The organism is Shimia sp. (genome assembly GCF_049116215.1).
Taxonomy (GTDB): Bacteria; Pseudomonadota; Alphaproteobacteria; order Rhodobacterales; family Rhodobacteraceae; genus Shimia.
The window spans coordinates 134,059-148,786 of the sequence record NZ_JAGDZB010000001.1 but is presented as its reverse complement, the minus strand read 5'-3'; the positions used below and the strand labels follow the sequence as shown (position 1 = coordinate 148,786).

The following is a 14,728-nucleotide window of genomic DNA, read 5'->3' as shown; positions in this document are numbered from 1 at the left end:
ATATGGGCATGATGCATTTGTTTGCAAGGCGCTTAGTCGAGCTCTGCGAGCTTGGCGAGGGCCGACTTGATTTTGGCTTCTTCTTCTTCGCGCAGGGCCAGGTTTTCGCGGGCTTCAGCCACCACTTCTTCCGGTGCTGATGCTGCGAATTTTGGGTTTTTCAACCGGCCACGTAGGCCGCCAAGCTCCTTGGCGAGCTTGCTCAGGTTTTTCTCCTGACGGGCCTTTTCAGCAGCCACATCAATGATGTCGGCAAGCGGCAGCGCAAAGGAGGCGCCGGGCGCCCCGATAGAGATGCAGCCTTTTGGCAGATCGTTTGCCTTTGTCAGGCTTTCGATGCGGGCTTTGTTCATAATCAGCGCACCGTTGCGGTCCCAGTAAGTTTGGGCGGCATCGTCCATTTCGGTGACCAGCATCGGTACAATGGACCCTGAGGGCACGTTGAGCTGCGCGCGGGCAGAACGGACATTGCCAATCACCGCGATGACCCAGTTCATTTCGGCCTCGGCCTCAGCGTCAACCAAATCGGCGGCTGTGTAGCTGGGCCATTGGGCGTGGGCCAGCATCTTGCTGGCTTCGCCGGTCTTAACGCCGCGATCTTCGGTGATGTTCCACAGCTCTTCGGTGACAAAGGGCATGATCGGGTGCATCAAGATCAACGCTTGGTCGATGACCCAGGCAAACGTCGCGCGGGTCTCTTCTTTGGCTGCGTCGTTGTCGCCTTGGAACACCGGTTTGGTGAACTCCAGGTAGCGGTCGCAGAAGGTGTTCCAGAAGGTGGAATACAGCGCATTGGCGGCATCGTTGAAGCGGAAGCTTTCAAAGCCGGCATCCACCTCTTCGCGCAGCTTGGCGATCTCACCAATGATCCAACGGTTCAGCGGAAGCGTCGCCTTGGGAGGCTCAGCATCACGCGTGACGTTAAAGGCATCAATCTGGCTGTCGCCATACGAGCAGGCCTGCCAGATTTTGGTGACAAAGTTGCGGTAACCTTCGATGCGCTTCATGTCGAGTTTCAGCACACCACCGAGCGAGGCCATGGCGGCATTGGTGAAACGCAGCGCGTCGGTGCCGTATTGATCAATGATCTCCAGAGGGTCCACCACATTGCCGGTGGATTTGGACATCTTCTTGCCCTTGGCGTCGCGTACGAGGCCGTGCAGATAAACCGTGTCAAACGGGATCTGATCCACGACGGCGAGCTGCATCATCATCATCCGGGCTACCCAGAAGAACAGGATGTCTTGGCCGGTGATCAGCGTGGAGGTTGGGAAGTACTTTTCCAGTTCCGGTGTCTGATCCGGCCAGCCAAGAGTGCCGATGGGCCAGAGGCCAGAGGAGAACCAGGTGTCGAGCACGTCGGGGTCACGCCAAACCGGATACACCAGCTTGAGCGGATCCTGATCCACCACATATTGCGCGAGGCTTTCGGCCAATATGTGAATGGCTTCGTGCTTGTCAGCCACTTCAACCACTGTGGCGTGGTTCAGAGGTGCCGGGATGTTGGCGTTGTCATCGAGGAACTGGTCTACCACGCCCTCAAAGTTTGCGGCGCAGTGGGTGACATTGCCCCGGTGCAGCATGCCGCCATCGCCAAGCAAACGGCCCATTTCGACAAGATCCAACGCGCCGTTGTTTTCGTAATCTTTGAAATCATCGGCAGAAAGATCGAGGCCATACCACACAGGGATCTGGTGACCCCACCAGAGCTGGCGGGAGATACACCAAGGTTCAATGTTTTCCAGCCAGTGGAAATAGACCTTTTCACCGCTTTCCGGCAGGATTTTCACGTCGCCATTGCGTACGGCATCCAGTGCTGGCCCAACAATTTTGTCGGTTTCTACAAACCACTGATCGGTCAGCATTGGCTCGATAACCACTTTGGAGCGGTCACCAAACGGCTGCATGATGGGTTTGTTTTCGACCACCGGGATATCGCGGAAGGCTTCGTGGCCTTCGTCATCGACGTAGTGTTCGGTTGTCATCACCGCGAGGCCTTCGGAGGTGATTTGCTCCACCACCAGCTTGCGCGCTTCAAAGCGGTCCAGACCGCGCAGGTCATCCGGGACCAGGTTCACGCCGTCAGCTTCGTTCGTGGTCAGAGTGCGCTCACCCTTGGCTACAGCCATGGCGATGGTGGCTGCGGCATCGTAGCTGTCACCGTCCGCGCGCATCGCGCCTTTGGTGTCCATCAGGCGGTACATTGGGATGCCGCCGCGCTTAGCAACTTGGTAGTCGTTGAAGTCATGCGCACCGGTGATTTTCACCGCACCGGAGCCGAAGTCTTTGTCCGGGTATTCGTCGGTGATAATCGGGATCAGGCGGCGGTGCTCTTTCGGGCCCACCGGGATTTCGCAGAGTTTGCCTACGATGGGCGCGTAACGTTCATCAGAGGGGTGCACAGCCACGGCGCCGTCGCCTAGCATGGTTTCCGGGCGGGTGGTCGCGATGGAGATGTAGTCGCGCTCTTCTTCGAGGATGACGTTGCCGTCTTCGTCTTTCTCGACATAGGTGTAGGTTGCGCCACCCGCCAGCGGGTATTTGAAGTGCCACATGTGGCCGGCAACTTCGATGTTTTCCACTTCCAGGTCGGAAATTGCGGTTTCAAAATGCGGATCCCAGTTCACGAGGCGTTTGCCGCGGTAGATGAGACCTTTGTTGTACATTTCAACAAAGACTTTCAGCACCGCGTCGTGGAAGTTGCCGCCAGCCACGTCGTCTGGCGCGCCGGGGGCGCCGGACATGGTGAAAGCTTCGCGGGAGAAATCACAGGAGGCACCAAGGCGCTTGAGTTGGTTGATGATGGTGCCGCCGCTTTCGGCTTTCCAGTCCCAAACTTTCTCAAGGAACTTCTCGCGGCCCAATTCGGCACGGGAGGGCTGTTGGGTTTCGGCCAGCTTGCGCTCTACGACCATTTGGGTGGCGATGCCCGCGTGGTCGGTGCCTGGCTGCCAGAGGGTGTCAAAGCCCTGCATGCGTTTCCAGCGGATCAGGATGTCTTGCAACGTGTTGTTAAACGCGTGGCCCATGTGCAGAACGCCGGTGACGTTGGGTGGTGGGATCATGATGCAGTATGTGGAGGCATCTGGTTTTGCGTTTGCACCTGCGGTGAAGCAGCCAGCTTTTTCCCATGCGTCAAACAGCCGGCCTTCGGCCTCGGCTGCGTTGAAGGTTTTTTCCATCGCCATTGGTGTGATCCCTTGTGTCGGTTCGCGCCCGTTATCAATCGGAGTTGTCTCTATCGAATGAGAGAACAAAGGGGAAGCGGGAAGAGATTGTTTAGCAAGGTGGAGAAAACCTGAATTTTTTCACTCAAGTTGAAAAAATTCAAAAAAGATCTGGTTTGTTAAGGTTCTGTTAACACTTGGCGCGGCATAAGCAGGGTGTGGCGCAGGACGCCTCCACGCTAGAAAGCGATGAGATGTACATCCTGCGTGCCAGAATGGCACGCAAATCATCTCCCCCCAAAGTTTCTCAAAACAGGACTGTTTCTTGAGTGAGATACACGTGGTCATCCGCGTGGGCGGTCCAGCTTGGTGGACAGGTGGATCAGGCTTTCCGAACTTTTCACACCCTTGGCCTCGCCAATGTTGTCCAGGGTGTCGTCCAGCTCCGAGGTGCTGTCCGCAGCCAGTTGCACAATCAGATCAAACCGGCCGGAGCAGGTGTTTACACTTTCCACGGCTGGCAGAGATTTGAGACGATCCAGTACAATAGGGCCGCTGCGCAATTCGATCGAAAGCAGCGCCGTGGCACGTAGCCTTGGGCGGGCAGTATCGCCGAGACGCAGCGTGTAGCCGGCGATGGCGCGGGAGGTTTCCAAGCGGTCGATGCGGGCCTGTACGGTTGTGCGGGCCAAGCCCAGTTTTCGGGCCAATGTGGCTACTGGTGCGCGGGCATTTTCGCTGAGCAGGGCCAGAAGTTGGGTGTCAATTTCGTCAAGTTGCATGGTAATGTCGTCTTTATGCCGAGTCTTACCTGCATTTTTACCAGAGTGCCGCGTGGAATCGACAGGGAAATCCCTCAAGCTGGTAAAAAAACAGGAGTGAGGTAGGAAATGCGCAATGATCCGGCCCTTTGGCCGTCCCCTTCTTGGCATCTGACGAAGTTTTCGCCGGACGCGCCGGTTTTGTATTTTGCACCTGAGGTGCTGCAAGCCACGGCGCGGCGGTTTATTGACGGCTTTGCCGGGCTGGTGACCTATGCGGTGAAGGCCAATGACCATGAGGCGGTGCTGACCAATTTGGTGAATGCCGGGCTGACGGCCTTTGATGTGGCGTCGCCGTTGGAGATGGCGCGGGTGCGGCGTGTGGCGCCGGATGCGGTGCTGCATTATCACAACCCGGTGCGGTCGGTGGCGGAGATCACCGAGGCGGTTGGGCATGGCATTGCTAGCTGGTCGGTGGATTGTCCGCGCGAATTGCAGAAGTTGGCGGATGTGCCGCGCGCAGGAACGGAGATCGCGGTGCGGCTGCGGTTGCCGGTGGCCGGTGCGGCTTATGATTTTGGCGAGAAGTTTGGCGCGGACCCGGATCAGGCGGTGGCTTTGCTGCAGCAGGCGCGGGACATGGGGTTTGAGACCTCTTTGACCTTCCATCCGGGTACGCAGTGTGCCGAACCGCAAGCCTGGGCGGTGTATATTGTCGAGGCGGCAGATGTGGCGCGGCGAGCTGGCGTGACGTTGAAGCGGCTGAATGTTGGTGGCGGATTTGCGGCGCATCGCAGTGGTTCTGCGCCGGATTTGGAGGCGATTTTTGATCGGATCGCGGCGGAGACGGTACGGGCGTTTGGCGAGGAGGCTCCTGCGCTGGTCTGTGAACCGGGGCGTGCGATGGTGGCCGAGGCGTTTACATTGGCGGTGCGGGTGAAGACCGTGCGCGAGACAGTCGTTTTTTTGAATGACGGGATTTACGGCGCGTTGACGGAGCTGCGCGACATAGGTGTGCCGGATCGGATTTCTGTGCTGCGGCCTGATGGGGCCGTTGTGGATGGGGACATGGCGCGCAAGGTGGTCTATGGGCCGACCTGTGACAGTCTAGATCGGTTGCCAGATCCGGTGGCGTTGCCCGCGCAGATTGGTGAAGGCGATTTTGTAATGATCAAGGCCATGGGGGCCTATTCGTCATCGCTGTCCACCGGCTTCAACGGCTACGGTTTGCAGGAAATGGTGACTGTCGCCACGTTGTAAGGCGCAACAGGCTCTGGACACCCCTGACTTGCGCTATAGAGTTGCTCCTCGGAGCGACGCGCAGGGGAGCCAGCAGCCATGGATAAGTTTGGGAAAAGCCAGCCGGTCAAACGGCTTGAAGACACGCGGTTTTTGACCGGCAAAGGCCAATATGTGGACGACATTGCGCCCAAGAATGCGCTGCATGCCTATTTTTTGCGCTCCCCGGTTGCGCATGGGGTTGTGACCGAGCTGGATATCGCGGACGCGCGTGAGGCGGACGGCGTGGCCTGCGTTTTGACGCAAGCGGACCTGTTGGCGGCGGGGCTTGAGGCTAATTTGCCAGGCACGCAGGTGGACAACCGCGATGGCAGCAAAGGGGCCAAACCGGAACGTCCGTTGCTGGCGGCGGAGCGGGTGCGCTACGTCGGGGAGCCGATTGCTGTGATTGTGGCAGAGAGCATGGATCAGGCGCGGGACGCGGCCGAGATGATCATGTTCGACTATGATGATCTAGACGCGCATTTGGCCTTGGCGCGGGGCGGTGAGCAACTGCACGACGAAGCGCCGGAGAACCTTGCGTTTGATTGGGGGCTTGGCGATGAGGCGGCGACCGACGCGGCCTTTGAGGCAGCAGCGCATGTGGTGAGCTTGGAGGTTGGTGACAACCGGGTGATTGTAAACGCGATGGAACCGCGTGGCGCCTATGCCGAATGGGATGGCAGCCGGCTGCATGTTGCCAGCAATGGTCAGGGGGTCTGGGGCACCAAAGGGCAAGTCGCGCGTGTTCTGAAGATGAATGAAGACGACGTGCGTGTGACCAACCCTGACACCGGTGGCGGCTTTGGCATGAAGGCGATGATCTATCAGGAGCCGCTGATTGTGGCTTATGTCGCCAAGATGCTGGACAAGCCGGTACGGTGGATTGCGGATCGCACCGAGTCGATGTTGTCAGACAACGCGGGGCGCGATCTGGTGTCGCTGGCGGAACTGGCGTTTGACGAGAACCTGAAGGCCACGGCCTATCGCGTGAAGTCTGTCGCCAATATGGGGGCGTATAACTCGCAGTTTGCCCAGGCGATCCAGACACAGCTTTTCAGCCGCGTATTGATGGGCGTGTATGACGTGCAGACCACCTGGCTGCAGGTGGATGGGATTTACACAAACACCACGCCGGTGGATGCCTATCGCGGGGCCGGGCGACCGGAGGCGATTTATGTGTTGGAGCGCCTGATGGATCGCGCGGCGCGGGAGCTAGGCGTGAGTGGCTATGAGCTGCGGCGGCGGAACTTCATCCCAACCGAGGCGTTTCCGTATAAGTCGGCGACGGATGAAACCTATGACGTCGGTGACTTTGACCGGGTGTTGAGCCGGGTGGAAGAGTTTGGCGACGTGTCGGGGTTTGCTGCGCGCGAGGCGGAGAGCGTGAAGGCTGGCAAGCTGCGCGGCGCTGGGCTGTGTTACTACATCGAGAGTATTCTGGGCGACCCAAGTGAAAGCGCGCGGGTGGAGTTCAATGACGATGGCACCGTTTCGATTTATGTGGGCACGCAGTCCAACGGGCAGGGGCACGAGACGGTTTATGCGCAGTTCCTAAGCGACCAAACAGGCATTCCTACCGAGATGATCGAAGTGGTGCAGGGCGATAGTGACCGCATCAAGCAGGGTGGCGGCACCGGTGGATCGCGCTCTGTGACGGTGCAAAACACCGCAACTTTGGCAACCGTGGAAACGATGATTAAAGCCTTTACGCCGTATATTGCAGATAAGATGGGCGTGGATGCCGCGGATGTGAGCTTTGATGATGAGCAATTCCGGGCAGAAGGCTCTAACTTACATCCTACCTTCCTTGAAGCCGCCGAAATGGCGCGCGCAGACGGACGCGTGGATTTGATGGTGCATGAAGAACGCACCACTTTGCCAGCGCGCAGTTTCCCAAATGGGGCACACCTGGCGGAGGTTGAAGTGGACCCGGAGACCGGACAGGTTTCGTTGGAGAAATACACTGTGGTGGATGATTTTGGCAATCTGATCAACCCGATGCTCGCTGAGGGGCAGGTGCATGGTGGCGTGGCGCAGGGCATTGGCCAGGCGTTGATGGAACATGTTGTGTTTGATGACGACGGCCAGCTTTTGACCGCGACCTTCATGGACTACGCCATGCCACGTGCCAGCGATGTGCCGATGATTGGCTTCGCCACCGAGGCAGTGCCTTCCACGGCGAATATCATGGGCATGAAAGGGTGTGGCGAAGCGGGTACCGTGGGGGCGATGGCGGCTGCTTCCAACGCGGTGCAGGATGCGCTGTGGGACGCAGGTGTGCGCCAAGCGGACATGCCGTTCACGCCACATCGCGTGTGGCAGATGCTGAATGAGGCCAAACATACGGCTGGCTAGACGCATATCAGAGTGGCTGACGGGCAAGTTCACCAGCAGCCATACCCCGGCAGCGCCACGCCGGGGAGCGGTCACGCATGTGATTATTTTGGATGGCACCATGTCCTCGCTTGCCCCGGGGCAGGAGACCAATGCCGGGCAGACCTATCTGTTGCTGCGAGAGATAGGTGCGGAGGTGTCCGTCTACTATGAAGCCGGCGTGCAATGGCGGTCTTGGCGGCAGACCTTGGACGTGATGATGGGGCGCGGCATCAATCGGCAGATCCGGCGGGCCTACGGGTATTTGGCAAGCCGGTACCGGCCTGGAGATAAGATCATCCTGATGGGCTATTCGCGCGGTGCTTTTGCGGTGCGCTCATTGGCAGGGGTGATTGATCGCGTAGGGCTGTTGCGCGCGGAATGTGCGACGGAGCGCAACATTCGCACAGCCTATCGGCATTATGAGCTGACGCCGGACACTGCTGCGGCAAAAGAGTTTGCGGCGGCACATTGTTATGAACACACAGAGATCGAGATGATTGGTGTCTGGGACACGGTGAAAGCGCTGGGCGCGCGGGTGCCGGTGTTGTGGCGTATCACCGAACGGCGTCATGCGTTTCACAACCAGCAGCTATCGCCCGTGGTGCGACATGGGTTTCATGCACTGGCCTTAGATGAAACACGACAGGTGTTTGAGCCGGAGCTGTGGCGCTGTCCCGATGATTGGGACGGACGTGTGGAGCAGGTCTGGTTCCGCGGCGCACATAGCGATGTGGGTGGGCAACTGGTGGGGTTTGACGCGGCGCGGCCGCTGGCCAATGTGTCCCTTGTGTGGATGTTGGAGCGTTTGGCGATTTGTGGCGTTGACCTACCGGAAGGGTGGCGCGACTGGTTTGAGACCGATCCGGATGCGCCGATGGTGGGGACCTGGCGGGCGCTGGGCAAGTATTTCCTGTTTCGAGCGCCAAGAGTTGTTTGTGCGGATCGCTCGGAGAGCATTCACCCCTCCGCCGTGCCCTATGTAACAGCCGGCGATATCAAAGGGCAGGTTTTGCAGCAGACCTAACGGGCTCAGTCGCGCCAGTCGACAAATTCGTCCAATTCCGCGCGGTCAGTGCGGAAGGTGTTGATTGCGGCGGAGTCGTCTGGATAGCCAAAAGAGATGGCGGCGAGGACGTTGCGGTCTTCTGGAATGTCAAAGTGGGCGCGGATGGTATCTGAAAAAAGGGACAAGGCGGCTTGTGGGACTGTGCCGATGCCCTGCGATTTGGCGGAGAGGCAGAAGGCGGTGATGAAGCCACCGCAGTCAAGCACGCCGTAGGGACCAAGCTCCTTGGGACAGGTGATCACGGCGACATGCGGCGCGCCAAAAAGTGTGTAGTTTTCGCGCATTTGACGGACACGGCCTTCGCGGTCACCTTTGCCAATACCTACAGCGTCATAGAGTTGGAACCCGCAGGTACGGCGGCGTTTGAGGTGCGCGCCGGAGTAGGTGTCTGGGAAAGGGTAGTCAGGTGCGGGCGCACCGTTGTCAAAAGCGGTGGACATCGCCTCGCGGAAAATTTCGGTTTCAGCGCTGGAGGTAACAATCGCCTTCCATGGTTGCGCATTGCACCAGGAAGGGGCACGGCCAGCATCCAGCAAAATTTGTTCAATCACCTTCCGTGGAACGGCATCAGACTTGAAAGCCCGGCAAGAGTGGCGGGCGTGCAAAAGCTCTTGCAATGCAGCGTGGTGAGACATCGCGGTTTTCCCCAAGTCTTATTGGTTTTGGGCGATGATATATCCAATCGCGCCCGCTGCAAGTGCGGCGAGGAGCACGGCAAAGGCGATTTTCCATTTCGAATAGGGACGCTCGCCCTGCACGCGGCCGGTTTGTCCATTCACAACAAAGCGATAAGACGTGCCGCGATACTTATAAGCGGCCATCCAAACGGGCAGCAGGATGTGTTTGAACGTCACGTCGTTCACAGCGGTGGAGATGTTGTGGATGCGCTGGCGGTCGCCGCCAATGTCAAAGGTCACGTCACGGCGGATCACCCGGTCCATATGATCGCGGGCTTCTTCGTAACCCTCTTCAAGTTCAATGGAGTAGCCTTCAGCTTGAAAGCCGGCGAGGAATTCCGGCGTGTACGGCTCAAGCGCGGAGAGGTCCCACGGCTGTAGGTTGTCGGTGTATTTTTTTGGCAGGGCTTTGGAGCCCAACACAAGGATATCGTCAAACCAGCGCGCGACGCGGCCAGAGGCCGGGGACCAGCGAATTTTTTGCACCTGTCGCTGTTCGGGTTTGCCATCCACCATGACGGTTTCAGTGACATAGTAGATCGTGCCGCGTTCGCCCATGTAGGACGATTTGGTGTCGGCATCATAGGTCCAATAGGGGACATAGATGCCATCCATTTTGCGGCCCTTCTTGGCGTACTCTTGCAGGCCATTGGGAGCAAACCAGAGTTTGCCCAGCCAGTCATTCATGGACTGGTGCGCGACTTTTTCTGCGATTTGGAAAGGCAGGACAGCCCGCGGTTTGATCAGACGATGTGTGCCGGTGTCGACCACAACAGGCGTGGCGCAGAACGGGCATTCAGTGGCGTGGACGTCGCCCTCAAACACCACATGCGCCGCGCAATTCGGGCAGGAGGTTGTACGGGCTTCGACCATTTCGGCGGCTGGAAGCTGTTCCGCAAGCGCCGCCTTGAAATCCAACTCAGCGATGGCGGCCTGACGATCACCTTGCTCGGTGGCTTCCTCATGACCGCAGTGATCGCAGATCAACTTGCCTTCGTTAGGAGCAAAGCGGTAGTCGGCGCCGCATTGGGCGCAGGGGAAACGGGTTGTCTCTTTGGGCGCAGGGGGCGGGGTGGCTGACATGAAATCTGCTTGCTCTGAAATGGCTTGGGAAGAAAAAGGTGAAGCCCCGGCTAGAAAGCCAGGGCTGAGGGTTACGCTCCGGGTGGTGGGGGCGGCAGGATGGTGAAGAGCTGCGCCAGCTCAGCCACGTCTTCGGCGTGTTTCCACCCGTCTTGGCCAGCGGTCCAGACATGGGTCTCGCGGGTAATCTCCCCGGCGGTGGCCATGCGGCCAAGCGCAGCTTTGGAGAACGGACCTTTGGTTTGGCCGTTTTCCGCAATGTGCCATACGTGCTCGACCGGCGGCGGGGGCGGTGGCGCAGCAGCGGCCTGTGGGGCAGGCGCGGCTTGCGGTGCTTGGGCGGCAGGTTGCGCGCCCCATGGGCCGGTTTGCGCCATCTGTTGGGCCATCGCCATGCCCATGCCCATCCCCATGCCAGCGCCCATGCCGGAATTTGGCGTTTGCGCGGCGGCGGTCATGGCTTCGGCGGCGGAGAACTGGGTGTACTTGCCCAGATCGCCGACAATGCCCATCGAGGTGCGCTTGTCCATGGCGGCCTCAACTGCGGGCGGCAGGGAGATGTTTTCGATGTAGAGCTCCGGGATCGCGAGGCCGTATTCGGCGATGGTACCGGAGATTTCGGCGGCGACCAGCTTGCCGAGGTCAGCGGTATTGGCGGCCATGTCGAGCACGGGAATGCCAGAGCCGGCCACAACCCGGGAGAACTCCTGCACGATGATATTGCGGATCTGGAAGGAGATCTCATCCATGGTGAACTCGCCGTCCGTCCCAACGATCTCCGCTAGAAAACGGGCCGGATCGACCACTCGAGCTGAGTAGGTGCCGTAGGCGCGAAGACGCACGGGGCCGAATTCCGGGTCGCGTACCATGATCGGGTTTTTGGTGCCCCATTTCAGATCGGCAAACCGGGTGGTGTTGACGTAGTAGATTTCGGATTTGAACGGGCTTTTGAAGCCGTGGTCCCAGTGCTGCAGCGTGGTCATCACCGGCATGTTGTTGGTTTCCAACATGTAGAGGCCCGGGGTGAAGACATCGGCCAGTTGGCCTTCGTGTACAAACACCGCCGCCTGACCTTCGCGCACGGTCAGCTTGGCGCCGTATTTGATTTCATGGCCTTCGCGCTCAAAGCGGAACACGAGCGTGTCGCGGGTGTCGTCGACCCAATGGATGACGTCGATAAATTCGCCGGTGAGGAAATCAAAAATACCCATGAAGTGGTCCTTTCAAAAGGCTGGTCGCGGGCGCGCTCAGAAGTTCTGTGCGGTTTGCTCGCGGGCCAGAATGTAAACAATGGGGCGGGCCTCGTCCACGCTCATACCGATACTGAGCCGGTTGTCATAGAGCATGGAGAGCAGTTTTTCGTCATGCGTGGTGAGCAGCGCAAACTCTTCGTCATCGTTGAAGATTGAGGGGCGGGCTTCGGGGCTGTCGTTGGCCAAACCAAGGCCCTGAGCGATCTCTTCGTGGAGGCAGGATTTGCGCAGCAGATCAGGGTGTTCTGCGCGTACCAGAGCAACTGCAGACGTGTAGGCGTTGGGATCGGTATCCGAGGCCAAGGCCACCACAAAACAATAGATATTGCGTGGTGGGTTGGCGAACAATGCGCGGGTTTTGGGGGAGGCGTTTGGCAACAGACTGTCCAGGCGGGCGTTCACCGTGTCCCGATCGTCGGCTCCCATTACCAGCACGTTGAAGTTGGGTTTGCTTGTGGTTTGGCGGATCGCGTGGCCGGTGGTGTTGGCCAAACGCGGCACATAGGCGGCAACCGTCGCGCGGTCTGTGGCGCGTTGGCTTTCTGGCACCGAGGGGCCAAATTCAACGTTCACTTTGACAGGGCCGCTCCAGCGACGCAGTTGACCTGCTTGACCTGAGGAGCGCTCCAACCCGCCACCGCTGTTGTATTCATCATAAAAAGCGATGCGCTCAAAGTTGCGCGCCAGGATATCCGGTGTAAACGGCGTGTCCGGGCCGCCGCCATCGGTGCGCAACAGGCCACGTGTCAGAAGATCAGCCTGAACTTTGCTATAATAAGACCGCAAAGCCGCGCTGGCTTCGGACGGAGGTGCTGGCACAGGGGCGACAACCGGCGGCGAGGTGGTGCCGCTGGTGTCCATGCAGGCCGCCAATGTGGTCAGCAGCCCGAGCCCTATGCCCGCAAATCGCTTCAAGTGGTCGGTACTGCGGTGGCGGTTGTGTCGCCTAGACCGTCCTTGCGCGCTTTTGCCGAAGCCAATGTGTCACGCAATTCGGCTTCCATCTTTTTCATATCGTCTTCGGCGGCGGCGCGTTTGGCTTTGCCTTCGTCGGCGATTTGCAGCGACTCGTTGATGGTGGCGATCAGCTCTGCGTTGGCGGTTTTCACGGCCTCGATGTCAAACACGCCGCGTTCCATCTCTGTGCGCACCGCGCGGTTGGTTTCGCGCAGGTTTTTGGCGTTTGCGGTCAGCAGCTCGTTGGTGAGGTCGTTGGCGTCACGCACGGCCGCGGCAGCTTCGGCGGAACGTTGGATGGTGACGGCCTGCGCCAGTTGGGTTTCCCACAGCGGTACGGTGTTGACCAAGGTGGAGTTGATCTTGGTGACCAGAGATTTGTCGTTTTCCTGCACCAGGCGGATGGACGGCAAGGATTGCATGGTGACCTGGCGGGTCAGTTTCAGGTCGTGTACGCGGCGTTCCAGGTCGTCCCTTGCGGCGCGCAGGTCGCGCAGTTCTTGTGCCTTCATGACCTGAGCATTTTCATCCGCAGCGGAAACCTCGGCTTCTTTGGTAGGGATGTCGTTGGCATCCAGGTCGGCAATCTTGGCCTCGCCCGCGGCGATGTAAAGCGCCAGTTCGTCATAGAAGGCGAGGGTTTTTTCGTAAAGCACATCCAGTGACTTGATGTCTTTGAGCAGTTTGTGCTCGTGACCAAGCAGATCGTCGGTGACGCGATCGATCTGATCCTGAACTTCTTCAAAACGGGCTGTGAACTTGGCAAAAGGCGCGGCCTTGCCAAATAGTTTTTCCCAGAAGCTGCGTTCGCGGCGGACGTCCAGTTCAGAAACCGAGAATCCACGGATGGTGGTGACGATGTCGCGGAGGCTGTCGCCCGCCGGGCCAACGTCTTTGTTGCGCACATCTTGCAGCATGGCTTGGGAAATGGTTTGCAGTTCCGCCTGAGCGCCGGAGCCAAAGGACACAATCGAGTTGGTGTTGGTCATGTCCAATTCAGCCATGCGTTTGGTGATTTCCGCAGACACCGGTGCATCTGCTTCGGCCAATGGCACGATGGCGTTGGCTTCAATTGGTTCCGGCAGCGCAACGGTGGCTTCAGTGATTTCAGCCAACGCGGCTTCGGCTTTTTGTTTTACGATCTCAGACATTTAAATCCACCCTTCCCGGTAGGTCACATGTGTTATCAGCTGTCGCGGCGCAGGCCTTCGCGCTCCAGGCGCTCGCGCAGTACGTCAATTTCGATGGTTAGGTCGCCACGGTCCTCCAGCAGGAGTTTCTGCGTTCGGGCGGCAAAATTTTCTTCCAGGTCATCCAGCAGCGCGAGGTAGTCGGCACGGGCCTGTGCGTCCTGTGTCCGGTTGTAGATGTCGGCGAACTTCACGGTCGCGTCTTTCGCTCCCAGCAAATAGACGCTGAGGTAACGGCGCGCTGCGGTCAGGTCGCGGGGATCTTCTTCTACAGTGCGAAACAGATCTCGTGCGGTGGATTGGAATGCAGCCACACGGCGCTCCACAGTGCGATCTCCGACGCGAGCAACCGCGTCGCTCATGGCGCGCAGGTGGTCTTCGGCTTCTTCCACAGCGCGGGCGACGCGGTCGGTTTGGTGACGGTTGGTGCCTTCCATGCCTTTGTCCGACATTGGATCGAGGCCAAAGGCAAAGCTGTGCAACAGTCCGCCAACAACCGCAAAGATGCCCGCCTCGATGGGGCCATGGCCTGCGAAACCCGCGATCGCGAGGCCGAGGCCAGTTAAGAGAGAGCCAAGCAGTTTGCGCGGCAGTGCCGGACGGCGGGCCACTTTCCGAGCGTCATAGGCTTCGTGCGCAAACATGCCCTCACGGGTCATCCAAGCCGCCAAGAGCAGAACACCAAGCGCAGCCAAATATTGTGCCATGCCGATGGGGTCTGACGTGAAAGCTTTCCAGATCAGGGGCAGCGGCGCGATGAACAGCAGGTTGACGCGCCCGCCAGCGCGGCTGCGTTTGGCGTTGCGAAAGCCATCGTCGCCGTTCACACCCTGCGCGCCGCTGGGACTATATTTGCCACCAAATTTCTGAGCCATCACGCGCCTCCTGTGAAAGAGACGTAGAAGATCAACAGAACC

General features: G+C 59.0%; 11 protein-coding genes. 3 read left to right on the top strand and 8 right to left on the bottom strand.

Annotated elements, in window-relative coordinates; all coding sequences use genetic code 11:
* Nucleotides 1-32: 32 nt before the first annotated feature.
* Both JXR15_RS00700 and JXR15_RS00695 read right to left on the bottom strand, forming a co-directional pair.
* Nucleotides 33-3,188, bottom strand: coding sequence for a valine--tRNA ligase (locus JXR15_RS00700; RefSeq protein ID WP_422051352.1), 3,156 nt, complete (start codon nucleotides 3,186-3,188; stop codon nucleotides 33-35).
* Between the two features lie 323 nt (nucleotides 3,189-3,511).
* Entirely contained in the window at nucleotides 3,512-3,949 is a 438-nt protein-coding gene (locus JXR15_RS00695) for an Lrp/AsnC family transcriptional regulator (protein WP_422051350.1), read from the bottom strand.
* Nucleotides 3,950-4,057: 108 nt separating this feature from the next.
* Here JXR15_RS00695 and JXR15_RS00690 point away from each other — a divergent pair, with 108 nt between their 5' ends.
* The 3 genes from JXR15_RS00690 (at nucleotide 4,058) to JXR15_RS00680 (ending at nucleotide 8,609) form a co-directional block, all read left to right on the top strand.
* The gene (locus tag JXR15_RS00690) at nucleotides 4,058-5,188 is read left to right on the top strand and encodes a type III PLP-dependent enzyme (protein ID WP_422051349.1); all 1,131 of its coding nucleotides are present in this window, start codon (nucleotides 4,058-4,060) and stop codon (nucleotides 5,186-5,188) included.
* 78 nt (nucleotides 5,189-5,266) lie between these two features.
* Nucleotides 5,267-7,564, top strand: a complete 2,298-nt coding sequence (locus tag JXR15_RS00685) for a xanthine dehydrogenase family protein molybdopterin-binding subunit (RefSeq protein WP_422051348.1) — start codon at nucleotides 5,267-5,269, stop codon at nucleotides 7,562-7,564.
* Nucleotides 7,539-8,609 carry a DUF2235 domain-containing protein gene (locus JXR15_RS00680; protein WP_422051347.1) on the top strand — a complete coding sequence of 357 codons (1,071 nt, stop codon included), beginning with the start codon at nucleotides 7,539-7,541 and terminating at the stop codon, nucleotides 8,607-8,609. Before JXR15_RS00685 ends, JXR15_RS00680 begins: the two co-directional genes overlap by 26 nt.
* 5 nt (nucleotides 8,610-8,614) lie before the next feature.
* Here JXR15_RS00680 and JXR15_RS00675 read toward each other — a convergent pair whose 3' ends face one another.
* The 6 genes from JXR15_RS00675 to JXR15_RS00650 form a co-directional block, all read right to left on the bottom strand.
* Nucleotides 8,615-9,286, bottom strand: coding sequence for a nitroreductase (locus JXR15_RS00675; protein WP_422051346.1), 672 nt, complete (start codon nucleotides 9,284-9,286; stop codon nucleotides 8,615-8,617).
* Nucleotides 9,287-9,304: 18 nt separating this feature from the next.
* On the bottom strand, nucleotides 9,305-10,411 hold the full coding sequence (locus tag JXR15_RS00670) for a TFIIB-type zinc finger domain-containing protein (RefSeq protein ID WP_422051345.1): 1,107 nt from the start codon (nucleotides 10,409-10,411) through the stop codon (nucleotides 9,305-9,307).
* A 71-nt stretch (nucleotides 10,412-10,482) separates the two neighbouring features.
* Complete coding sequence (locus tag JXR15_RS00665; protein WP_422051343.1) at nucleotides 10,483-11,622, bottom strand: SPFH domain-containing protein; 1,140 nt, start codon at nucleotides 11,620-11,622, stop codon at nucleotides 10,483-10,485.
* Nucleotides 11,623-11,658: 36 nt separating this feature from the next.
* Nucleotides 11,659-12,525, bottom strand: a complete 867-nt coding sequence (locus JXR15_RS00660; RefSeq protein WP_422052223.1) for a DUF2927 domain-containing protein — start codon at nucleotides 12,523-12,525, stop codon at nucleotides 11,659-11,661.
* A gap of 50 nt (nucleotides 12,526-12,575) precedes the next feature.
* A complete protein-coding gene (locus JXR15_RS00655; RefSeq protein ID WP_422051342.1) occupies nucleotides 12,576-13,772 on the bottom strand; it encodes a toxic anion resistance protein in 1,197 nt (398 codons plus the stop codon).
* 35 nt (nucleotides 13,773-13,807) lie between these two features.
* Nucleotides 13,808-14,686 carry a 5-bromo-4-chloroindolyl phosphate hydrolysis family protein gene (locus tag JXR15_RS00650; protein WP_422051341.1) on the bottom strand — a complete coding sequence of 293 codons (879 nt, stop codon included), beginning with the start codon at nucleotides 14,684-14,686 and terminating at the stop codon, nucleotides 13,808-13,810.
* Between the last annotated feature and the right edge of the window lie 42 nt (nucleotides 14,687-14,728).